Origin of the sequence: Rhodococcus sp. 852002-51564_SCH6189132-a (genome assembly GCF_001665495.1) — a bacterium.
Classification (GTDB): Bacteria; Actinomycetota; Actinomycetes; order Mycobacteriales; family Mycobacteriaceae; genus Rhodococcus; species Rhodococcus pyridinivorans.
In genome coordinates this window covers 169,397-190,415 of record NZ_LZMJ01000013.1, presented here as the reverse complement: position 1 = coordinate 190,415, position 21,019 = coordinate 169,397, and the positions used below count along the sequence as shown (strand labels likewise).

The following is a 21,019-nucleotide window of genomic DNA, read 5'->3' as shown; positions in this document are numbered from 1 at the left end:
GGAAGCTAAGCCTGTCTGCGCCGATGGTACTGCACTCGACAGGGTGTGGGAGAGTAGGACACCGCCGAACACCCGTTACCGAAGACCCCCAACATTGTTGGGGGTCTTCGGCTTTGAGGAGGGGAGCCGCTTTCGCGGGTCCCCTTTTCTCGTACGCGGACATTCGGTCGGGCTATGCTCGGATACGTGGGACGGAACGGGCCGGCGACAAGCGTGACCGGTGATTTCGAACTCACCATGGACGAACTGCGGGCGGTCGTCCGATACGTGACGGAGAGTGCACAGGACGTGCTTCCCGTCTTCGAGGATTCCGTGCCCGAGGACCGTCGTCCACGTTCAGCACTCGATGCGGCGCGAGAATTCGTCGACGGTGCGCGACGAACGAGACTCCAGCGCGTCGCCGCCCTGGATGCCCACCGAGCTGCGAAGGATGCACCGACGGAAGCGGCTTCCCTCGCCGCGCGGTGTGCCGGCGATGCCGCCGCGGCTGCCTATCTGCACCCGATCGCGAAGGCCACTCAGGTCGGGCACATCCTGCGTACCGCTGCGAGTGTCGCGCGCATCGCCGAACTCCGTGCGGGCGGAGACCCGACGGCAGCTGAGGACTCGCTCGACGACGCCCGGCGCCGTGCGACCCCCGTGGTGGTCGACGTCCTGTCCAGATATCCGATCGCCCCTACCTCGAGAAGTCGTGTCGGACAGTTGATGAGCGTGGCGTGTCCCCTGTGAGTAGGTCCGGGTTGTTCTAGAGTCCTGATTGCCCTGGTAAGGGCGAAGAAGGGACGATAGGAATCATGGCGGGACGCAAACGTCACTCGGCGGAAGACATCGTGCGCAAGCTGCGCCGGGCCGACGAGTTGGCCGCGGAAGGCAAGAACGGCGAGGAGATCGCCGCCGCGCTCGAGGTGTCGGCGGCGACGCTGTACAACTGGCGTCGTCAATACGGCGGCATGGATGCCGATGCGGCGAAGGAGCTCAAGGAACTGCGGGAGCAGAACAGCCGGCTCAAGCGATTGCTCGCAGATGCCGAGTTGGAGAAGGACGCGTTGCGGGAGATCGCGAAGGGAAAATTCTAAGCCCGACCGCCAAACGCGCCGCGATCACCATGCTCACCGACACCCTACAGATGTCGGAGCGGTTCGCGTGCAAGGTCGTTGGGCTCTCCCGATCGGTTTACCGGCGGTTGCCGTTGGCGCAGACACCAGGCGACCCGGACGCCGATCTGCGCGCAGAGTTGCGCAGGTATTCCCGCAAGCATCCGCGGCACGGGTTTCGTCGGGCGTGGGCATGGCTGCGCTACGACCAGGGCATCGAGGTGAACAAGAAGAAGGTGCACCGCCTGTGGAAAGAAGAAGGATTGCAGGTCCGGCGTGCTCCACGCCGCAAACGTGCCGGCCTGTCCTCCGTTCCGGTCGTCGACGCGGATGCTCCGAATGTGGTGTGGGCATTAGACTTCCAGTTCGATTCGACCGTCGACGGCAAGACGGTGAAGATCGCGTCGATGGTCGATGAACATACCCGGATGTCGTTGTTGAACATCGTGGACCGCTCGATCACCGCCGGGCGGTTGATCGAAGGCTTGGAGAAGGCGTTCGCGATGTGGGGTGGGCCGCCGCTGGTGTTGCGCATGGACAACGGGCCGGAGTTCATCTCGGAAGCGCTGCGGGACTTCTGTGCTGGGTCGGTGGGGGTGTCCTACATTCCGCCGGGTACGCCATGGAACAACGGGTTCATCGAATCGTTCAACAACCGGTTGCGCGATGAGTGTCTGAACCGCAACTACTGGCCCACTCTGCTCGAGGCCCGGGTGGTGATCGAGGACTTCAAGGACGACCACAATCACCGACACCGTCATTCGGCATTGGGGTACAAGACCCCCGCCGAGTACGCTGCCGGATGCACCCACCGGCACCAGCCCGTGGCGTGCGAGATCGACTGATCGACTGCACAGAGGAACCGGCTCTAGAAACGACCGGACCGACTATCGGGGACCTGCCAAGCGCACTGGATGCATCTCTGCGCCCTCGGAACTAGGCGGTCGGTGCCGGGGGAAGCTCTCGCGTGCTCAACCACGCCTCCCACAGCGGCCGGAGCGAGACGTCCGAGAAACGTGCGGCGAGATCCTTGAACTGCGCCGTCGTCACGTTGCCGTGCCGGTGTTCCGCGGTCCACGTCCGTAGGAGGGTGAAGAACGACTCGTCGCCGAGCTGCACTCGCAGGGCGTGCAAAGTCAGTGCTCCGCGCTTGTAGATGCGGTCGTCGAACATGTCCTTCGGGCCCGGATCCTCGAGCAGGATGTCCTGCGGCTTGCGGGCCAGACCCCGGTGGGCGTCGAGCGCATGTGCATGCGCCGACCTGCCGCCCGAGTTCTCCGACCACAACCACTCCGCGTAGCACGCGAATCCTTCGTGGAGCCAGATGTCGCACCAACGGTTCAGCGTGAGGCTGTTGCCGAACCACTGGTGCGCCAACTCGTGTGCGACGAGCCGTTCCTCGCGGCCGGTGCCGTCGCAGAAGTTCGCGCCGAAGATCGACAATCCCTGTGCTTCGAGGGGGATCTCGAGGTCGTCGTCGGTCACCAGAGCGGTGTAGTGCGCGAACGGGTACGGGCCGAACAGGCGCGTGAACAACTCGAGCATCTCGGTCTGGCGAGCGAAGTCCCGATCGAACGCCGCGCGCAACCGAGGCGGATGGATGCCGTACTGGGGCACGGGTTCGTTTGAGAGGGTGCGTATCTCGTAGTGCCCGGTCTGGACCGTGGCGAGATAGGTCGCCATGGGTTCGGGTTGCTCGTAGACGCGGGTGGTGCGACTCGCCTTCGTGGTCTTGTGCACGAGGGTGCCGTTCGCGATCGCGACGAACGGAGCGTCGGTGGTGACCGCGATGCGGTAGGTGGCTTTCGAACCGGGATGGTCGTCGCAGGGGAACCAGGTGGGTGCGCCGTTGGGCTGACTCGCGACGAGCGAACCCTCGTCGAGTTCTTCCCAACCGACCTCACCCCACATGGTCCGCAGTGGGGTGGGGGTTCCCGAGTACTGCACACCGAAGACGAGGACCGCCCCGGCAGGGAGTTTCTCGGCGGGGGTGACGGTGAGCTTGCCGCCACGATGCGCGAACTTGGCGGGACGTCGCCCGTTGACGGTCACCTTCGTGACTCGCATCGACTGCGCGAGATCGAGCGAATACTTGGCGCGCACGTCCGTAGTCGTGGCGATGATCTTCGCCCGGCCGTCGAGCCGATTGGACACGACCTTGTAGGTGAGTTCGAGTTCGTAGCGGGAGGCCCGGTAGCCGCGGTTCCCGCTCTCGGGCAGATAAGGGTCGAGCGGCCGGTCCGCGGCGACCGGCGCGACGGGCTTGGCGGCCTTGATGGGCTTCACCGCGGCGACCAGTCGTTCGGCGTGGTCCACGGCGTGATCGGATTGCCCTGCCAGCGAGTGGACGGCGGGACGACGTCGCCGCGCATCACCAGCGAGGCCGGGCCGACGGTGGCACCGTCGCCGATGCCCGAGGCGGGCAACGCGACGCATTGGGGGCCGAGCGTGGCGCCGGCGCCGAGGGTCACGGTGTCCATGGACATGATCCGATCATGGAACAGGTGGGTCTGTACAACGCAACCGCGTTCGACGGTCGCACCGTCGCCCAGGGACACCAGGTCGGCCTCGGGCAGCCAGTAGCTCTCGCACCACACACCGCGCCCGATCCTCGACCCCAGTGCGCGCAGCCACAGGTTCATCACGGCGGTGCCCGCCGCGGCCCGGGCGAACCACGGTGCCGCCACGGTCTCCACGAAGGTGTCGGAGACCTCGTTGCGCCACACGAACGAACTCCACAGCGGGTGCTCGACGCGTCCGATCCGACCGACGACGAGCCATTTCGCGATCACGGTCACGAGGCACGCCACCGCTCCGGCCACCATGAGCACGAGACCGCCCAGCAGCGCAGCGGCGAGATAGCCCCAGTGCACGGCGAGGGTGTTGAGTGCGAAGAGCACACCGAGCCCGATGCCGTAGGTGACGACCATGGGCACGAGCCGGAAGGTCTCCACCGCGCCGCGCGCGATCTTCAGTTTCAGCGGCGGTGCGAAGGTGCGGCTCGCGTCGCTGTCACCGCTTGCGCGCCGCAGGCGCACCGGGGGACTGCCCAGCCACGACGAGCCGGATTTCGCCTTCTCCGGAGCCGCGGAGAGCACCGCGACGAGCCCGTGCTTCGGGACGCGCCGACCCGGCGCCGCCATACCCGAGTTGCCGAGGAAGGCACGCTTGCCGACCTTCGCATGCGAGATGTACAGCCACCCGCCGCCGAGTTCGTAGGAGGCGACCATCGTGTCGTCGGCGAGGAACGCTCCATCGGCGACCTTGGTGAACTTGGGAACCATCAGCACGGTCGACGCCTCGACGTCCTTACCGATGTCGGCGCCGAGCAATCGGAGCCAGATCGGGGTGAGCATCGACGCGTAGAGCGGGAACAGGAAGGTGCGCGAGGAGTCCATGAGGCGCTCGGTGAACCACACCTGCCAGCCCACGCGGCTGCGCACGGGATGCCAGCCCTCGGTCATCCCGACGGCAAGCAGTCGCACGGCCGTCAGGGTGAGCAGGGCGAAGACGAACATCGTCAGCAGCGCCGCGACGGGCAGCATCGCCAGGGAGTGCACCACGGCGTCGGAGACGGTGGGGGTGTCGTGCACCCACCACACGAGCAGCGCGACCCCGGCGGCGATCGAGACGACGGGCAGGCCGCCGAGCAGGATCGACGACAGCGCGTAGACCGGCACCCACCTGCCGCCCCGCGGCGGTGTCGCGGCGGGCCACGGCCGGTCGGCCTTGCCGGCCTTGCGGGCGGGGGAGCCCGACCAGTTCTGCCCGGCCTTCACGCGACCGAACACCGCGGATCCGGCCTCCACTTCGGCGTCCTTACCGATCCGCGCGCCGGGGGCCAGGAACGAGCGGGCGCCCACCGTGGCGCCGGCACCGATCCGGATGCTTCCGATGTGGACGACGTCGCCGTCCACCCAGTAGCCGCCGAGGTCCACCTCCGGCTCGACGGCACACCCGTCGCCGAGTTCGAGGAGACCGGTGACCGGTGGAAGACTGTGCAGGTCGACGTCGCGGCCGACCTTCGCTCCCAGCGCCCGCGCGTACTGCCGCATCCAGGGAGCGCTCGAGATGTTCACGGCACCCACGGCCTCGGACAGTCGCAGAGCCGTCCACAGCCGGAGATGGACGCTCCCACCGCGTGGGTAGCTTCCGGGCTCTATGCCGCGCAGGAGCAGACGCGAACCCGCGACGGAGATCGCCATGCGCCCGGCGGGCGTGAGGAACAGCAGGACACCGAGCGCGACCCACCACCACGACAGGGTGACGGTCCACGGCACGTCCACGACGAGCGCGACGACGTTGTTCAGGATCGCCAGCCAGGTCACCCACTGCAGTCCGGTAAGGGTGGTGAGGACGGCGGTCACGGCGATCTGCCCGAGCTGGGCGAGCCGCGGCACCGGGGTCACCTCTCGCGGTGTCGCCGCTTCCGTCGGCGCGAGTTCGTCGAGGTAGACGGCGAGCGATCCGAGCCTCGGGTGGTCGTACAGTTCCGCGACGGTCATCTCGGGATACCGGCTCCGCAGCGCCGTGACGAGTTGCGCCGCCGCGAGGGAACCACCGCCGAGTTCGAAGAAGTCGTCGTCGACGCCCTCGATCCGGGCGCCGAGGATGTCGGTCCACAGTTCGGCGACCCATTCGGCGGTGGGATCGAGACCGAGTGCTTCCACCGAGTCGGCATCGGCGCCGGGCAGCGGCCACGGCAGAGCGTTGCGGTCGACCTTGCCGGACGTGCGGGTGGGCAGTTCGTCGACGAGCGCGAGTCGGGGGACGAGCGCGGCCGGGAGTCGTTCGGACAGCAGGTCGTGGGCCGACGCGATGTCGAAGTCCGGATCGGTGGAGGCGAGGTATCCCACGAGGATCGAATGTCCCGCGGCCGTCTTGCGGACCGCGCACGCACCGCCCGCCACGCCGGGCAGGTTCTGCAGTGCGTTGTCGACCTCGCCGAGTTCGATGCGGCGGCCACCGATCTTGACCTGGTCGTCGGCGCGTCCCTGGAACAGCAGACCGGCGCGGTCGAGCGTCACGAGATCACCGCTGCGGTAGGCGCGGTCCCAGCCGAGCGTGGGCATCGGAGCGTACTTCTCGGCGTCCTTCGCCGGATCGAGGTAGCGCGCGAGGCCGACACCACCGATGACGAGTTCACCGGTCGCGCCCTCCTCGACGGGGTTGCCGTCGGCGTCCACGACGGCGAGATCCCATCCGTCGAGGGGCAGGCCGATGCGGACCGGTCCGGTGCCGTCCATCAGCGACGCGCAGGCCACGACCGTCGCCTCGGTGGGGCCGTAGGTGTTCCACACCTCGCGTCCCGGAACCGCGAGACGTTCGACGAGATCGGGTGGGCAGGCCTCGCCACCGAAGATGAGCAAACGCACCGCCTCGAGGGCTTCGGCCGGCCACATCGCCGCGAGGGTGGGCACCGTGGAGACGACGTTGATGTTGCGCGAGACGAGCCACGGCCCGAGGTCCATGCCGGAGCGGACGAGCGCGCGGGGCGCCGGAACCAGGCAGGCGCCGTGCCGCCAGGCGAGCCACATCTCCTCGCACGAGGCGTCGAACGCCACGGACAGCCCGGCCAGGACCCGGTCGCCGGGACCGAGCGGCTCCCCTTGGCAGAACATTCGCGCTTCCGCGTCGACGAAGGCCGCCGCATTGCGGTGGGTGACGGCGACACCCTTCGGTGTTCCGGTTGAACCGGAGGTGAAGATGATCCACGCGTCGTCATCGAGGTTCGGGCCCCGCACCACCGGGGTGCCCGACGGCGCGGCCGTGCCCGGTCCGATGCCCTCGTCCGTGACGATGGCGGTGACCTGCGCTTCCGAGAACACGAGTTCGGCCCGCTCGTCGGGATCGTCGGCGTCGACGGGGACGTACGCGGCGCCCGCGGCGAGAATGGAGAGAATCGTCACATACAGGTCGCTGCGCCCGGAGGTCATGCGGACCCCGACCCTGTCGCCGGCCCCGACGCCCGCGTCGTTCAGCGCATACGCACCGGCGATCACCGCCTCGACCAGTTCGGCGTATTCGAGGACCGTCGCGCCGTCGTCGATCGCGGGGGCGTCGGGATGTGCTTCGGCAGTGCTCCGCAGCAGGTCGACGAGGGTGCGGGCGGGTGGAGCGTGCGACGCGCGGAGGAACTCGTCGGGGATGGGGGACCGGCCGACGGGGGTCGAGGTTATGGCTGGCAATTCCGCGGGTCCTTCTGCTCGATGGTGCTTCCGGTTATCTCACGTCCGGGTGGACGGCAGGTGAACGTTCGGCGCGCAGAACGCGTGTCGGCGTCGTGCGGTGCCGGGCGACGCGGAGCTGTGCGGGGTTGACACGGCCCGGTCGTCCTGCCATTCTCTTCGCCAGGTCATGAGTACCAGCGTCAAGCCCCGGCTAGCTGGTCGGCAACCCTCCAACCGCGGTGGGGTGCTCCGGGTGACGACCGGGCCGTGAATCCACTACCGGACACGGCAAGCGCGGACTCCGCCGGCGACGAGAATTCTCCGTCGTAGGCGTCACCGGCGGGTCCCCGAGTACACAAGGGATTTGTCATGACTGCTGTAGCCACCACCACCTGCATCGCTCCCTTTGCCACCGTTTCCGGCTGTGACGTGCAGGTTCCGCTCGTCCAGGGGGGTACCTGCACCTATGCGAACTTCGACTACGCGGCGAGCGCACCGGCGCTGTCCGCCGTCACCGACCGCATCACCGAGCTGCTGCCCTTCTATGCGAGCGTGCACCGCGGCGCCGGATACGCTTCGCGGATCAGCACCACCGCCTACGAGGACGCCCGCTCCTCCGTGTCGCGCTTCGTCGGCGCGGCCGACGACCAGGTCGTCGTCTTCACGCGCAACACCACCGATTCGCTGAACCTGCTCGCGAGTGCGGTGCCCGGCGATGTCGTGGTGCTCGACATCGAGCACCATGCGAATCTGCTGCCCTGGAAGAACTCTCGCATCGTCGAGGCTGCGGACACCGTCTCCGAGACGGTATGGCGTCTCGCGGTCGAACTGCAGCGCGCACCCGCGGCCCTGCTCGCCGTCACCGGTGCTTCCAACGTCACCGGTGAGGTCCTGCCGATCGCCGAACTCGCCGAGCTCGCACACGCTTCCGGTGCCCGGATCCTCGTCGACGGTGCGCAGCTCGTGCCCCATCGCCGTGTCGATCTCGTCGAGCTCGGTGTGGACTACCTCGCCTTCTCCGGCCACAAGCTGTACGCGCCGTTCGGTGCGGGAGTGCTCGTCGGCCGCCGAGACTGGCTCGACGCCGCCGAGCCGTACCTCGCCGGTGGCGGCGCGGTGCGCGAGGTGCGCCTCGATCACACCGAATGGTCCTGCGCCCCTGCGCGTCACGAGGCCGGCACCCCCAACGTGCTCGGCGTCGCCGCCCTTGCCGCCGCGTGCGATGCGCTCGCCGGTTTCGACGCCGACGCGGTGATCCGTCACGAGGAGGCCCTGTGCGCCCTGCTCGTCGACGGTCTGCAGGCCATCGACGGCGTGGAAGTGCTTCGGCTGTGGAACGATTCGGCCGACAGTGTCGGGATCGTCACCTTCACGGTCGACGGCTACGAGCCCGGCCACGTCGCCTCCTATCTGTCCGCCGAGTACGGCATCGGCGTCCGTGACGGACGCTTCTGCGCCCACCCGCTGCTCGCGCGGGTCGGTCGTGCCGGCGGAGCCGTCCGGGCGTCGCTCGGACTCGGCAGCTCGTCCGACGATGTCGAGCGGCTCCTCGGAGCGCTCCGGTTGCTGGTCGAGAACGGGCCGACGTGGGTGCACGCGAAGACCGCCGGCGTGTGGAACCCCTCGCCGGAGACGCGTCCCGGCCTCGGAGCGACCGACGGCGACGCATCTCCGTGCGTCTAGCGGTCGACAATTCCCCATAGGATCAGTAGGGTAATTCGCATGGGACGGACGAGGACGATCGCTGCGGCACGCTGGTGCCGTCGCCATGTCGACCTCTGCCGTACGGCATCGGGAATCTGTCCGGACTGAAGGTCTTCTCCCCCACAGTCTTCCGGCCCACAGGCCGATCCCTCCGTGCCGCTCCGCGGCCCGTACCGAGAGGTATCCCATGTCCGTCGCATCCACCGTCACCCCTGTATCCGCAGACCCGGCCGTCGTCGAGTCCGCCGCGATCCGGCCGTTGCGCGTCGCCGTCGAACTCACCGGTCACTCCGGGCCCGACTACTGGGCCGACCTGACCCTGGGACGTGTCGGCGACCCGCCGCTCGACCTCAGCGCCGATGAATCCAACGTCGTGCGGGTGCGTGCCGCCGACCTGCGTGAAGCCGGGAAACTGCGCGACCGCATCCGCGCAGAGGCCGCCGAGGAGGGCCGCGATCCCGATTCGGTCACGGTGCTCGTCGACGTCGAGATCGTCCTCGCCTCCGATGCCCGCACCGCCCGCACCCGGCGCACCCGCCCGGAATCGACTCGCGGGGAGGCCGGCACGCTGTCCTATGTCGGAACGCCGCACGGTCTCGCCGGGCTGATCGCGGACATCCATGCCGTGCAGGTCGCCGACGGCGTCACGCTGATCCCGCTCGCCGCGCCGTTCACCGTCGAGCATCTCGTCGACGGAACGCTGCCGTGGCTGGAGTCGCGCGGCCTCGTCGAGGTCTCGCCGACCGTCGTCGAGGTCCTGCGCCGGTTCGGTGAGGTCCCTCGGACATCCGTGCGCGCTTCCTGACACGCATCGGTATTGCGAAGGAGGGGCAGGAGTTTCGACTCCTGCCCCTCCTTCGCATGCGTTCACGCCGTACGGCGGTCGAGTGATTCGACGACGTGTACGCGCGGATCGGGATCGAACCGGTAGCCCGACCCGCGGACAGTGGTGATGATGTTGCCGAAACGTCCCAGCTTGGAACGGATCCGGGAGACATGGACGTCGACACTGCGGTTGCCGCGGTCGGTGTCGAAGTCGTCGTTCTCCGAGTATCCGGCGCCGAGCGGCCTCAATGCCGCGCGGGACACCACGACGCGGGGCCGACGCACCAAGTGCGCGAGGATCTCGAATTCGCTGTGACTCAACTCGACCCGCTGATTGTCGAGCACCAGCCCCCGGGCCGGCAGATCGATGACCAGAGGGGTCGGGCCGGGGCTGAGAAGAGTGTGGGTGCGCGCACCCGGGAGCAGATCGAGCGCGGTCTCCCGCAGAGCATCGGCGAGGGCGGCGAGATCGCCCGCCGACCCGGCGTTCGTGTCCGAGATCTGCACGATGAGAACGAGTTCGGGGGAATCGACCGAGCTGCCGGCCGGGTTCTCGATGGAGGACGTGGTCATGGAAGGGCTCCGCTGGTCGGAAGGTGAACGGCGCCGGGCAGGCAACTACCCGCAGCAGTGCGGCGCCGGAAAAGAGGAAGGGATGGTGCGGATCTCAGAACGCACAGAGGCACGAGCGGGTACGACACAGGTCGACATGCCTGCGGCTCCACGCTCGGACTGTCACGACGGAAAGTGTACCCGGATGGAGATGCCGGTGTACCGGTAGGTGGACGGTCTCAGTCCACGTCGACGTCGATCGCCGCGGTGATGCGCATGAGCTCCGAATAGACGGTCCGGAACAGTGTGTTCGGGCATCCACCCGACGCCCACAGATCCGGGTGGAGCTGCAGCGCACGGTCGATGTAGGTGGGCAGGTTCGTGGGATGACCGAGCGGTGCGACGCCACCGAGCGGCTGGCCGGTGACCTCCGTGACCAGGTCGGAGGAGGCCGGCACGAGTTCGCCACCGAGCCGCTCGCCGGTCCGCTCGACCGACACGCGATGCGCCCCGGACACCAACAGCAGGATCGGGTCGTCATCGAGCAGGAAGACGAGCGACTTCACGATCGCGCCCACCTCGACACCGACCGCGGCGGCGGCCTGCTCAGCGGTGTGCACGGTCTCCGGCTGCTGGACGATCAGACCGTGATGGCCGCGGGCGATGAGCGTGTCCGAGACGCGGTGGGCATTCGGATGCAGCGACCTGGTCATGGATCAAGAGTAGGAAAATCGCCGCCGGATGGGCGCGGTTCCGAGGACGCGTCGTCGTCGTGTCGTGTCGTGGGGTGGCTCGATACAGTCCGTACGTAAACAAGTTACCCTTCGGTATTAACGCCTCTCCTGCCAGAAGGCAGGAGATTCCCGGCTCGGACCGCAACCGAACCACCCAGGAGGTGATCCGCCTGTCTGACGTCGTCGACACCGGTGTGGCCACGCTCCGCCACAGCCAGAATCACTCTGGCAGCGTTCCGGTCCCGGCATGCGCTGTAGTCGCAGGCCGAGCATCGGAAGGTTCGTTCGCCGAGTTCGAGGCGTTGCTTGGCTCTCGCGAAACATCTCGAACACGTCATCGACGTGTATGCGGGCCGTACCAGCACCACCTTCCGGCCGGCCCGCGTGCCCTGCTCGGCGAGTTCGCGCTTCGCAGCGCCGATCGCGGCATCCGCCGCTTTCCTCGCCATCGTGGATCGGGCGAGGAACTGGGGGCGGAAATCCTCCACGGCGATCAGTGCGTGGTGTGCGACCACCCCGCGCGCCCACATCCGTGCCTCGTGCTGGTTCCGCCGAGCGGCCTTCTTCTGCACCTGCGACGCACGTTTGCGGGCTCGCCGGTATCCGTTGGACGGTCGGCTTCCCTTGGGTCTGCGTCGGCGAGCCATGGTTCGTTGCGCCTTCGCCAGCTCCGCCGAGCAACGCTTGCGATGACCCCGGTGCGGCAGGTCGAACCGCTCGTCGGTGGTGGTCGCCGTGTGGGTCACTCCCCAATCGACACCGATCGCCGAACCAGGCGGCGCCGGAGCCGGAGGTTCGGTGCTGCGGGTGACGACGAACGACGCGTACCAATCTCCGACCGAGTCGCGGGTGATGCGCACACTCGACGGTTCGGATGGCAGTTTCCGCGACCACACCACCGGAATTGTGACGCCCTTCGGCAAGCGCAATCGGCCTTCCTGGATCCGGAAGCTGCGACGGGTGTACTCGAGAGTCGGCGACGTTGCCTTCCGGGACTTGAACTTCGGGCGGTTGCGTCCTTTCACCGCGAACGACGAGTCGAGCGCACGAGCGTAAGTCCGCAACGTCTGTTGTTGAGCGACCTGGGAGCCGGCCCGCAACCACGCCGATCGTCTGCGCGTCTCGGTCAGCTGTTTGCTCAGCTTCCCGGAAGTGGGTCGTGCGCCCGTCTTCTGGAGGTGCACGGCTTCGTTCCACAGGAACCTGCAGCGATGCCATTCGTCGAGCAGCGCACGTTCGGCGTTGCTGCCCGCACGCAACCGGAAGTTGTAACGCACAACCTCGACCCCCATGCCCGGGCACGCTATCGACGCCCACCGACAGATTCCGTCGTCACCATCACAAGCCCGACCCTGGAAGGAGGACGGCGGTTCTCACCCTTGTGAGGGCCGAGAGCCGCCGAACACACAATGTCCGATCTCTCGCCTTGGAAAGCGTTCACCGTCGAACGCAAGGATCACGTCGCACAGGTCACGCTCATCGGCCCCGGCAAGGGCAACGCCATGGGCCCCGACTTCTGGGCGGAATTGCCCGTCCTGTTCGGTGAGCTCGACGCCGACCCCGAAGTCCGCGCCGTCGTCCTCGCCGGTTCCGGCCGGAACTTCTCCTACGGCCTCGACCTCGTCGCCATGGGCGGCAGCCTCGGCGCCGTCGTCTCCGGCAAGGCGCTCGCGAAGCCGCGCACGGACTTCCACACGTTGATCAAGAACATGCAGGCGGCCATCACGGCCGTCGCCGACTGCCGCAAGCCGGTCGTCGCCGCGGTCCAGGGCTGGTGCATCGGCGGAGCGGTCGACCTCATCTCCGCCGCCGACATCCGCTACGCGAGCGCCGACGCGAAGTTCAGCGTCCGCGAGGTCAAGGTCGGAATGGTCGCCGACGTCGGCACCCTCGCCCGGCTTCCGCTCATCATCGGCGACGGTCACGTCCGCGAGCTCGCGCTCACGGGCAAGGACATCGACGCCGCCCGCGCCGAGAAGATCGGTCTCGTCAACGACGTCCACGACGACGCCGATGCAGTGCTGGCCGCCGCTCACGCGACCGCCGCGGAGATCGCCGCCAACCCGCCGCTCGTCGTCCAGGGCATCAAGAACGTCCTCGACCACACGCGCTCGCCGCAGGTCGACGACAGCCTCCGCTACGTCGCGGCGTGGAACGCGGCGTTCCTGCCGTCGGAGGACCTCACCGAGGCGATCACCGCCGTCTTCGAGAAGCGCCCGCCGCAGTTCAAGGGCGAATAGACCCCGCAGACGACGGATCCCCCGGACGATCGCATCGTCCGGGGGATCCGCGTTGTACAGGCTCGGTGTCAGTGCCCGCCGTTGTTCTTCAGGCGCTCGACCGACGCGGTCACCTCGGCCTCGGCCTCGGCGCGACCGACCCAGTCGGCGGCCTCGACGTGCTTGCCCGGCTCGAGATCCTTGTAGTGCACGAAGAAGTGCTTGATGGCGTCGAGCTCGAACTGCGAGACGTCGCTGATGTCCTGGACGTGATCCCACCGCGGGTCGCCGGCCGGGACGGCCAGGATCTTGTCGTCGCCACCGGCCTCGTCGACCATCTTGAACATGCCGACGGGGCGGGCCTCGACGATCACGCCGGGGAAGACCGACTCGGGCAGCAGGACCATGCAGTCGAGCGGATCGCCGTCCTCACCGAGGGTGTTCTCGATGTAGCCGTAGTCGGCCGGGTAGCCGAACGAGGTGTACAGGTAACGATCGAGCTTGACGCGTCCGGTCTCGTGATCGACCTCGTACTTGTTCCGCTGTCCCTTGGGGATCTCGATAGTGACCTCGAACTCCACGCCTTGCCTCACTTCGTCGGTGTTTTTCCGGCGGATACGACATCCGTATCTGCGGTGATGGTCCGCAGAGAGGATAACGGTCGCGGCGCTAGGCTGGAGGTGCAGGTACCGGGGCCCCGAGTGCGTCACAGCAGTGTGCGGCCGGCAGCGGGAAGTGCGGGTAGCTGGTCGACCAGTGTGTGCAGGATGCAGCGGAGGCGTGTTGACGGGGCAGGGCGGCAACAAGAAGCAGGGTTCACTGGCAACCAGGCGACGACGGAACATGAAGATCCTCTTCGGGATCTGGGGAGCGGGTTTCCTCGCTCTCGTCGTGGGCGGAGCCTTCGCGATCTACGACGTGCGGGCGTCCGCCGGCGCGGTCGTGCTCCCCGCACCGGCACCGGTGATCGCGACCCCCGCGGTCGCCGCGGTCTCGCCCGACGCTCCGACGCCCGACCCGACCTCGCTGGCGGCGGCACTCGACCAGGCGGTGAGCAATCCCGGCCTCGGTGACTTCGCCGGGTCGATCACCGACCCCACGACCGGCACGGTGCTGTGGTCGAAGGACGCCGATCGCGCGCTGATCCCGGCCTCCACCACGAAGATCCTCACCGCCGCGGCCGCCATGCTCGTGCTGCCCTCCGATCATCGGATCACCACGCGTGTCGTCGAGGGTTCGAAGCCGGGGGAGATCGTCCTCATCGCGGGTGGCGACCCCACCCTCTCGGCGATGCCGCCCGGCGAGGAGAGCTTCTACCCCGGTGGTCCCCGCATCGCCGACCTCGCCGAACAGATCCGGCGCAGCGGCACGACGGTCGAGACGGTCCTCGTCGACACGAGTCTGTACAGCGGGGATCCGCTCGCGCCGGGCTGGTTTCCCCAGGACGTCGGCGACGGTTACGTCGCACCCATCGAACCGGTGATGCTCGACGGCGCCCGGTCGAACCCACTCGAGGACGAATCGCCTCGCAGCGCTACGCCCGCCCTGGACGCCGGTCGTGCACTGGCGACGGCGCTCGGTGCCGACCCCGCGCGGGTAGCACTCGGATCCGCCTCACCCGGTGCGGCGCCCATGGCGTCGGTCCAGTCGGCGCCACTCACTGTGCGTCTCGGTCAGATGCTGCGCCGATCCGACAACGTCCTCGCGGAGACCATCGGACGGGAGGTCGCCGTCGCGACGGGCAACGAGCACTCGTTCGAGGGCACGACGAAGGCGGTGACCGGTACCCTGCAGCAAGCGGGTCTGGACGTCACCGGTGTGACGTTGCGCGACGTCAGCGGGCTCTCGGTCGAGAACCGGATCCCCGCTCGCACGCTCGATCGCGTGATCTCCGAGGCGGCCGGACCGAACAGGACGGAGCTGCGGCCCATGCTCGACTATCTTCCCGTCGCCGGAGCGACCGGCACGCTCGCCGATCGCTACGGCACCACGACCCGTGCCGGAGCCGGATGGGTGCGGGCGAAGACCGGCACTCTGACCGAGGTCAACGGACTCACGGGATACACCGTCGACTCCGACGGCCGCGTGCTGTCGTTCGCTCTGCTGTCCAACGGCCGGTCCCCGAGCGAGGCTCGGCCCGCCCTCGACGCCGTGGCGTCGGTACTGCGTGAGTGCGGTTGCCGATGACCGGCAAGGAGCGGGCACTCGGCGACGCGATCGACTGGTCGTTCGCGGCCGGGGTCGGCGTGCGCCTCACCCGCTCCGAACCCGCGATGTCGCGGTACACCCGCGATGCGGTGCAGGACGAGTTGTTCTCGGCCGCCGCGCGCGCCGAGGGACCGGTGCGCGAGCACACGCGTCTCGACGACGGAACCGAGCCGCCGCCCGCGCAGGTCGTCGACCGGCCGGGCTGGGTACGTGCGGCCGCGGCGTCGATGGCCGACCTCACCGCGACCTCGGGCGAGGATCCGGCCGGCTCCTCCCTCCGCTGGGTGGGCAAACCGGCGGGCGCGCAGGCCGGCGCGATGCTCGCCTACCTGTCGTCCGCGGTGCTCGGACAGTACGACCCGTTCTCCCGTTCGCTGCTGCTCGTCGCGCCCAACGTCGTCGCGGTCGAACGCGCCCTGAAGGTGCCGCCCGCCGACTTCCGGCTGTGGGTGTGCCTGCACGAGGTGACCCACCGCGTGCAGTTCGCACAGGCACCGTGGATGGCCGAGCTGATGCGCGAGGCCGCCGCCGACCTCGCCACCGCGGTCGACGAACCGATGGGCGACGTCGCGACCCGCGTGGTGTCGGCGGTGAAGGACCTGCGCACTCCCGGCGACAAGGCGATGTCGGAGCGGGGCATGCTCGGTGTCGTGCGGGCGCTGCAGGCACAGTCTCAGCGCGAGTCGTTCGATCGGATCCTCGCGCTCGGAACGCTGCTCGAAGGCCACGCCGATCATGTGATGGACGGTGTCGGCCCGACCGTGGTCCCGTCGGTCGCGCGGATCCGGCGGGCGTTCGACAACCGGCGGCACCGCAACAGCAGCCCGGTGCATCGCCTCATCCGGCTCGTCCTCGGCATGGACGCCAAGATGGCCCAGTACGTGCACGGCAAGAAGTTCGTCGACGCCGTCGTCGCGAAGGTCGGCACGGACGACTTCAACGCCGTGTGGTCCGGTCCGGACGCCCTGCCCACCCTGACGGAGATCGACCATCCCGATGCGTGGATCGCGCGGGTGCTGAGCTGATCGTGGCTTCACCGTCCAACGATCGTCCGCTGCTGCCCGAAGCCCCGGCGATCCACGAGGTGCGCCTCGCCGTGCGGGCCTGGCTGGGCGCGCACCCGGCCGACGCGGTGACCGTCGCGTTGTCGGGCGGGGCCGATTCCGCCGCCCTGACCGCCGCCGCCGTCGCGGAGACCGAGGCGGTGCACGCCGTCGTCGTCGATCATCGCCTCCAGTCCGGTTCCGAGGTCGTCGCCGCGCGGGCCGCGGAGTTCGCCCGGGCCCGCGGCTGCGCGACCGTCATGGTGGTCGGTGTGGACGTCACCGGTGGGGGAGGCCTCGAGGCCGCCGCGCGCGCGGCCCGCTACCGGGCGCTCGACGAGAACCGCGACGACCGGACCGTGTTGCTCGGGCACACTCTCGACGACCAGGCCGAGACGGTGCTGCTCGGTCTCGGCCGCGGATCGGGGCTGCGTTCGATCCGCGGGATGGCACCCTTCGACCCGCCGTGGGGCCGGCCGCTGCTCGGCGTGCGCCGCGACACGACCCGCCGGGCGTGCGACGAACTCGGCTACCGCCCGTACGAGGATCCGCACAACACCGACGACCGGTTCACGCGCGTGCGTCTGCGCCGTGAGGTACTGCCGCTGCTCGAGGACGTGCTCGGTGGGGGCGTCGCCGAAGCCCTCGCGCGCACGGCCGGGCAACTGCAGGACGACGGCCACGCCCTCGATGTCTGGGCCGGCGACCTGCTCGCGACAGCGCGGCGCGAGGACGACCTGCTCGACACCGACACTCTCGCGGCGGCTCCCGCCGCAGTACGACGCAGAGCCCTCCGATCGTGGCTGATCGGTCACACCGTCACGCCGAACGAGACGATGCTGCGGACGGTCGACGATCTGGTAGCGGCGTGGCGCGGACAGGGCCCGGTCGCGGTCGGACGGGGCCCGCGGACGGGGACGAGGTTGGTGGTGTCGCGTCGGCGTGGCACGCTTGCCGTGGAGTACGTCGACCGGGCGAAGGTCCGGGCGACCGGCAGCAGAAGGTAGGGAAGGACCCCGGTGTACGAGAACGACATAGCGTCGGTGCTGATCTCCGAAGAACAGATCAAGGAGCGGACCGCAGAGCTGGCGCAGTCGGTCGCCGAGCGTTACCCGGTGGGTGCGCCGGAAGGCGATCTGCTGCTCATCGGGGTGCTCAAGGGCGCCATCTTCTTCATGACCGACTTCGCGCGCGCTCTGCCGATCCCGACGCAGATGGAGTTCATGGCCGTAAGTTCGTACGGGTCGTCGACCTCGTCCTCGGGTGTCGTGCGCATCCTCAAGGACCTCGACAAGGACATCGCCGGTCGCAACGTCCTCATCGTCGAGGACATCATCGACTCGGGTCTGACGCTGTCGTGGCTGCTCAAGAACCTCTCGACGCGCAACCCCGCGTCGCTCGAGGTCGTCACGCTGCTCCGCAAGCCGGAGGCCGTGAAGATCGACGTCGAGGTCAAGGACGTCGGATTCGACATCCCGGACGAGTTCGTCGTCGGCTACGGACTCGACTACGACGAGCGCTACCGCGACCTGCCCTACATCGGCACGCTGGATCCCAAGGTCTACAGCAGCTGACCTCCGGTCGAGCCGCGTCGTGAGGTCCCCGGCTCGGGGAACTCCGGTTCCGTCCCGATCGTTGTCGATTACGACGTCTTCCCGGTGTCGGCTCCGGTCGGTGCCGGGGCGACCGCTCGTTGCTACGCGGTAACCTTGCGTTGCTTGGTCAGTGACCGTCGCGGCGTGCGGCCACCCCGGGCGCGAAGCGCCGCGACTGCGAGACCCCGACGAACTCGATCGAAAGGACCGGCCGCTCGGGCCGAACCTGTATGAACCGCAAGACAGTGTTCCGTAATCTGGCGATCGTCGCCGGCATTCTGCTGGTGATCTACGCCTTCAGTTACTTCGGCGACGACACGCGCGGTTTCACCCAGGTGGACACGTCCGTCGCGGTGTCCCAACTCGAATCGCAGAACGTCAGCGAAGCCCGCATCGACGACCGCGAACAGCAGGTGCGTCTGTGGCTCGAGAACGGCAACGACGCGACCGAGGGCAGCACCGAGATCATCGCGAAGTACCCCGCGTCGGCCTCCGAACAGATCTTCGACCTGGTCGCCGCGTCGGGCGCGCAGAAGTACGACACGAGCGTCACCCAGGAGAGCTGGCTGACCTCGATCCTCATCTTCGTCCTGCCGATGATCATCCTGCTCGGCGTGTTCTTCTTCGTGATGAGCCGCATGCAGGGCGGTGGTCGCGGCGGCATGATGGGCTTCGGCAAGTCGAAGGCCAAGCAGCTGTCGAAGGACATGCCGAAGACGACCTTCGCCGATGTCGCCGGCGCCAACGAGGCCGTCGAGGAGCTCTACGAGATCAAGGACTTCCTGCAGAACCCGGCGCGCTACCAGGCGCTCGGCGCGAAGATCCCCAAGGGCGTACTGCTCTACGGTCCTCCCGGCACCGGTAAGACCCTCCTCGCGCGTGCCGTCGCCGGCGAGGCGGGCGTCCCGTTCTTCACGATCTCCGGTTCGGACTTCGTCGAGATGTTCGTCGGTGTCGGCGCCTCCCGCGTGCGCGATCTGTTCGAGCAGGCCAAGCAGAGCGCTCCCTGCATCATCTTCGTCGATGAGATCGACGCGGTCGGCCGCCAGCGCGGCGCCGGCCTCGGCGGTGGTCACGACGAGCGTGAGCAGACCCTCAACCAGCTGCTCGTCGAGATGGACGGCTTCGGCGACCGCTCCGGCATCATCGTGATGGCCGCGACGAACCGCCCCGACATCCTCGACCCGGCACTGCTGCGTCCCGGCCGTTTCGACCGTCAGATCCCGGTCACGAACCCCGACCTCGCCGGTCGCCGGGCGATCCTCGCCGTGCACTCGAAGGGCAAGCCGATCGATCCCAACGCGGATCTCGGTGCGCTCGCCAAGCGCACGGTGGGCATGTCCGGTGCCGACCTCGCGAACGTCGTCAACGAGGCCGCGCTGCTCACCGCCCGTGAGAACGGCACGGTGATCACCGAGGCGATCCTCGAGGAATCGGTCGACCGTGTCATCGGCGGTCCCCGCCGCAAGAGCCGCATCATCAGCGAGCACGAGAAGAAGATCACGGCCTACCACGAGGGTGGTCACACCCTCGCCGCGTGGGCGATGCCCGACATCGAGCCGGTTTACAAGGTCACCATCCTCGCCCGCGGCCGCACCGGCGGTCACGCGATGACGGTGCCCGAGGACGACAAGGGCCTGATGACGCGTTCGGAGATGATCGCGCGCCTCGTCATGGCGATGGGCGGTCGTGCCGCGGAGGAACTCGTCTTCCGCGAGCCCACCACCGGCGCCTCGTCCGACATCGACCAGGCCACGAAGATCGCGCGCGCGATGGTCACCGAGTACGGCATGAGCGCGAAGCTCGGCGCCGTCCGCTACGGCCAGGAGCAGGGCGACCCCTTCCTCGGCCGGTCGATGGGTGTGCAGTCCGACTACTCGCACGAAGTGGCACGCGAGATCGACGAGGAGGTCCGCAACCTCATCGAGGCCGCGCACACCGAGGCGTGGGCGATCCTCAACGAGTACCGCGACGCCCTCGACGTGTTGGCGGGTGAGCTGCTCGAGCACGAGACGCTGACCCGCAAGGATCTCGACCGGATCCTGGCCGATGTGAAGAAGCGTCCGCGGATCACGACCTTCAACGATTTCGGTGATCGGGTCCCGTCCGACAAGCCGCCGATCAAGACGCCCGCCGAGCTCGCGGCCGAGCGTGGCGAGCCGTGGCCGCCGGAACCGCCGTCGCTGACGAAGCCGGCGCATCAGCACCCGCAGTATCCGGGCCAGGGCGAGGTGCCCGCTCCCGCCGGCTACCAGCCCGGCGCGCAGCCGCAGTACCAGCCGGCGAACGGCTACCCCCAGCCCCAACAGCAGTCGCAGCCCCAACAGCAGCCCCAGCCCCAACAGCAGCCGCAACCCCAACAGCAGTCGCAGCCGGTCCCGGCCTCCGAGCCGCTTCCGGGCTTCCAGCCGACGGCCCCGTATCCGGGTGGTCCGCGGCACGCGACGCGTCCGGACTACGGTGCTCCCGCCGGATGGTCGGCTCCCGGCTGGCCGCCGCGCGAGCAGACCCCGCAGGAACAGCAGGGTCACGGGCCGCAGGGCCCCGGACAGCCTCAGGGATACGGATATCCGCAGGGCCATCAGGGGCAGAACCCCCAGAGCTACGGACAGCCCAGCTACGGACAACAGGCCCAGGAAACGCAGGGTGTCGGGCGTCCGCAGGAGCCGCAGGACGCCGACCGTCCGTCGGACTCCGGCGAAGACGGTGCGGCAGATGCGCACCGTGGTGAGAACCACGTGGGAGACTCGCAACCGCGCGATGGTTACGGCGCTCCCGAACCCCCTCCCACACAGCGGTGGGAAGGCCCGGCCGGCCGGCACTGATCCGTGTCGGTGAGTCGGTACGGGGCGCGCATCGGGGCCGTCGGTTCCGA

At 68.5% G+C, this 21,019-nt stretch carries 16 protein-coding genes and 1 riboswitch; of the genes, 10 read left to right on the top strand and 6 right to left on the bottom strand.

What is annotated here, in order from left to right:
- Positions 1–237: 237 nt before the first annotated feature.
- Together A5767_RS02875 and A5767_RS02865 are read left to right on the top strand one after the other, a co-directional pair.
- Positions 238–729, top strand: a complete 492-nt coding sequence (locus tag A5767_RS02875) for a putative immunity protein (RefSeq protein ID WP_231913102.1) — start codon at positions 238–240, stop codon at positions 727–729.
- A 65-nt stretch (positions 730–794) separates the two neighbouring features.
- A protein-coding gene (locus tag A5767_RS02865; RefSeq protein WP_283481440.1) for an IS3 family transposase occupies positions 795–1,939 on the top strand; the annotation gives its coding sequence in 2 pieces (ribosomal slippage) (positions 795–1,059 and positions 1,059–1,939; 1,146 coding nt in all).
- Between the two features lie 91 nt (positions 1,940–2,030).
- Here the strand turns inward: A5767_RS02865 and A5767_RS02860 are convergent.
- Positions 2,031–3,410, bottom strand: coding sequence for a M1 family metallopeptidase (locus tag A5767_RS02860; RefSeq protein WP_064851592.1), 1,380 nt, complete (start codon positions 3,408–3,410; stop codon positions 2,031–2,033).
- A complete protein-coding gene (locus tag A5767_RS02855; RefSeq protein WP_064851591.1) occupies positions 3,377–7,282 on the bottom strand; it encodes a Pls/PosA family non-ribosomal peptide synthetase in 3,906 nt (1,301 codons plus the stop codon). Before A5767_RS02855 ends, A5767_RS02860 begins: the two co-directional genes overlap by 34 nt.
- Positions 7,283–7,447: 165 nt before the next feature.
- Positions 7,448–7,565, top strand: a riboswitch (SAM riboswitch).
- Between the two features lie 68 nt (positions 7,566–7,633).
- Between A5767_RS02855 and A5767_RS02850 the strand changes: the two genes are divergently transcribed.
- Positions 7,634–8,947 (top strand): aminotransferase class V-fold PLP-dependent enzyme, encoded by a 1,314-nt coding sequence (locus tag A5767_RS02850; protein ID WP_039957820.1) that lies wholly within the window; start codon positions 7,634–7,636, stop codon positions 8,945–8,947.
- A gap of 208 nt (positions 8,948–9,155) precedes the next feature.
- A complete protein-coding gene (locus A5767_RS02845) occupies positions 9,156–9,773 on the top strand; it encodes a hypothetical protein (RefSeq protein ID WP_082937579.1) in 618 nt (205 codons plus the stop codon).
- A gap of 62 nt (positions 9,774–9,835) precedes the next feature.
- On the opposite strand, the gene A5767_RS02840 is transcribed toward A5767_RS02845, so the two are convergent.
- From A5767_RS02840 to A5767_RS02830, 3 genes are all read right to left on the bottom strand, one after another.
- On the bottom strand, positions 9,836–10,366 hold the full coding sequence (locus tag A5767_RS02840) for a winged helix-turn-helix domain-containing protein (RefSeq protein WP_006550528.1): 531 nt from the start codon (positions 10,364–10,366) through the stop codon (positions 9,836–9,838).
- 218 nt (positions 10,367–10,584) lie between these two features.
- Complete coding sequence (locus tag A5767_RS02835) at positions 10,585–11,058, bottom strand: YbaK/EbsC family protein (protein WP_006550527.1); 474 nt, start codon at positions 11,056–11,058, stop codon at positions 10,585–10,587.
- Between the two features lie 104 nt (positions 11,059–11,162).
- Complete coding sequence (locus tag A5767_RS02830; protein WP_006550526.1) at positions 11,163–12,371, bottom strand: RNA-guided endonuclease InsQ/TnpB family protein; 1,209 nt, start codon at positions 12,369–12,371, stop codon at positions 11,163–11,165.
- A gap of 117 nt (positions 12,372–12,488) precedes the next feature.
- Here A5767_RS02830 and A5767_RS02825 point away from each other — a divergent pair, with 117 nt between their 5' ends.
- Positions 12,489–13,319 carry a crotonase/enoyl-CoA hydratase family protein gene (locus A5767_RS02825; RefSeq protein ID WP_033096936.1) on the top strand — a complete coding sequence of 277 codons (831 nt, stop codon included), beginning with the start codon at positions 12,489–12,491 and terminating at the stop codon, positions 13,317–13,319.
- A 68-nt stretch (positions 13,320–13,387) separates the two neighbouring features.
- Here A5767_RS02825 and A5767_RS02820 read toward each other — a convergent pair whose 3' ends face one another.
- Complete coding sequence (locus tag A5767_RS02820; RefSeq protein ID WP_006550524.1) at positions 13,388–13,879, bottom strand: inorganic diphosphatase; 492 nt, start codon at positions 13,877–13,879, stop codon at positions 13,388–13,390.
- 262 nt (positions 13,880–14,141) lie between these two features.
- On the opposite strand from A5767_RS02820, the gene dacB reads away from it, so the two are divergent.
- From dacB to ftsH, 5 genes are all read left to right on the top strand, one after another.
- Positions 14,142–15,485, top strand: coding sequence for a D-alanyl-D-alanine carboxypeptidase/D-alanyl-D-alanine endopeptidase (dacB, locus tag A5767_RS02815; protein ID WP_006550523.1), 1,344 nt, complete (start codon positions 14,142–14,144; stop codon positions 15,483–15,485).
- A complete protein-coding gene (locus A5767_RS02810) occupies positions 15,482–16,531 on the top strand; it encodes a zinc-dependent metalloprotease (protein WP_064851600.1) in 1,050 nt (349 codons plus the stop codon). The genes dacB and A5767_RS02810 overlap by 4 nt, the downstream gene beginning before the upstream one ends.
- A complete protein-coding gene (gene tilS, locus A5767_RS02805) occupies positions 16,507–17,556 on the top strand; it encodes a tRNA lysidine(34) synthetase TilS (RefSeq protein WP_064851590.1) in 1,050 nt (349 codons plus the stop codon). The genes A5767_RS02810 and tilS overlap by 25 nt, the downstream gene beginning before the upstream one ends.
- 12 nt (positions 17,557–17,568) lie before the next feature.
- Entirely contained in the window at positions 17,569–18,123 is a 555-nt protein-coding gene (gene hpt, locus A5767_RS02800; protein ID WP_006550520.1) for a hypoxanthine phosphoribosyltransferase, read from the top strand.
- A gap of 251 nt (positions 18,124–18,374) precedes the next feature.
- On the top strand, positions 18,375–20,969 hold the full coding sequence (gene ftsH / locus A5767_RS02795) for an ATP-dependent zinc metalloprotease FtsH (protein WP_064851589.1): 2,595 nt from the start codon (positions 18,375–18,377) through the stop codon (positions 20,967–20,969).
- The last annotated feature ends 50 nt before the right edge of the window (positions 20,970–21,019 follow it).

Bases quoted from the DNA above. Each gene is read 5' to 3' on its own strand.
- A5767_RS02875 (WP_231913102.1), top strand. From the start codon at position 238: ATGGACGAACTGCGGGCGGTCGTCCGATACGTGACGGAGAGTGCACAG.
- A5767_RS02850 (WP_039957820.1), top strand. From the start codon at position 7,634: ATGACTGCTGTAGCCACCACCACCTGCATCGCTCCCTTTGCCACCGTT.
- A5767_RS02845 (WP_082937579.1), top strand. From the start codon at position 9,156: ATGTCCGTCGCATCCACCGTCACCCCTGTATCCGCAGACCCGGCCGTC.
- A5767_RS02840 (WP_006550528.1), bottom strand. From the start codon at position 10,366: ATGACCACGTCCTCCATCGAGAACCCGGCCGGCAGCTCGGTCGATTCC.
- A5767_RS02835 (WP_006550527.1), bottom strand. From the start codon at position 11,058: ATGACCAGGTCGCTGCATCCGAATGCCCACCGCGTCTCGGACACGCTC.
- A5767_RS02830 (WP_006550526.1), bottom strand. From the start codon at position 12,371: ATGGGGGTCGAGGTTGTGCGTTACAACTTCCGGTTGCGTGCGGGCAGC.
- A5767_RS02825 (WP_033096936.1), top strand. From the start codon at position 12,489: ATGTCCGATCTCTCGCCTTGGAAAGCGTTCACCGTCGAACGCAAGGAT.
- dacB (WP_006550523.1), top strand. From the start codon at position 14,142: ATGAAGATCCTCTTCGGGATCTGGGGAGCGGGTTTCCTCGCTCTCGTC.
- A5767_RS02810 (WP_064851600.1), top strand. From the start codon at position 15,482: ATGACCGGCAAGGAGCGGGCACTCGGCGACGCGATCGACTGGTCGTTC.
- ftsH (WP_064851589.1), top strand. From the start codon at position 18,375: ATGAACCGCAAGACAGTGTTCCGTAATCTGGCGATCGTCGCCGGCATT.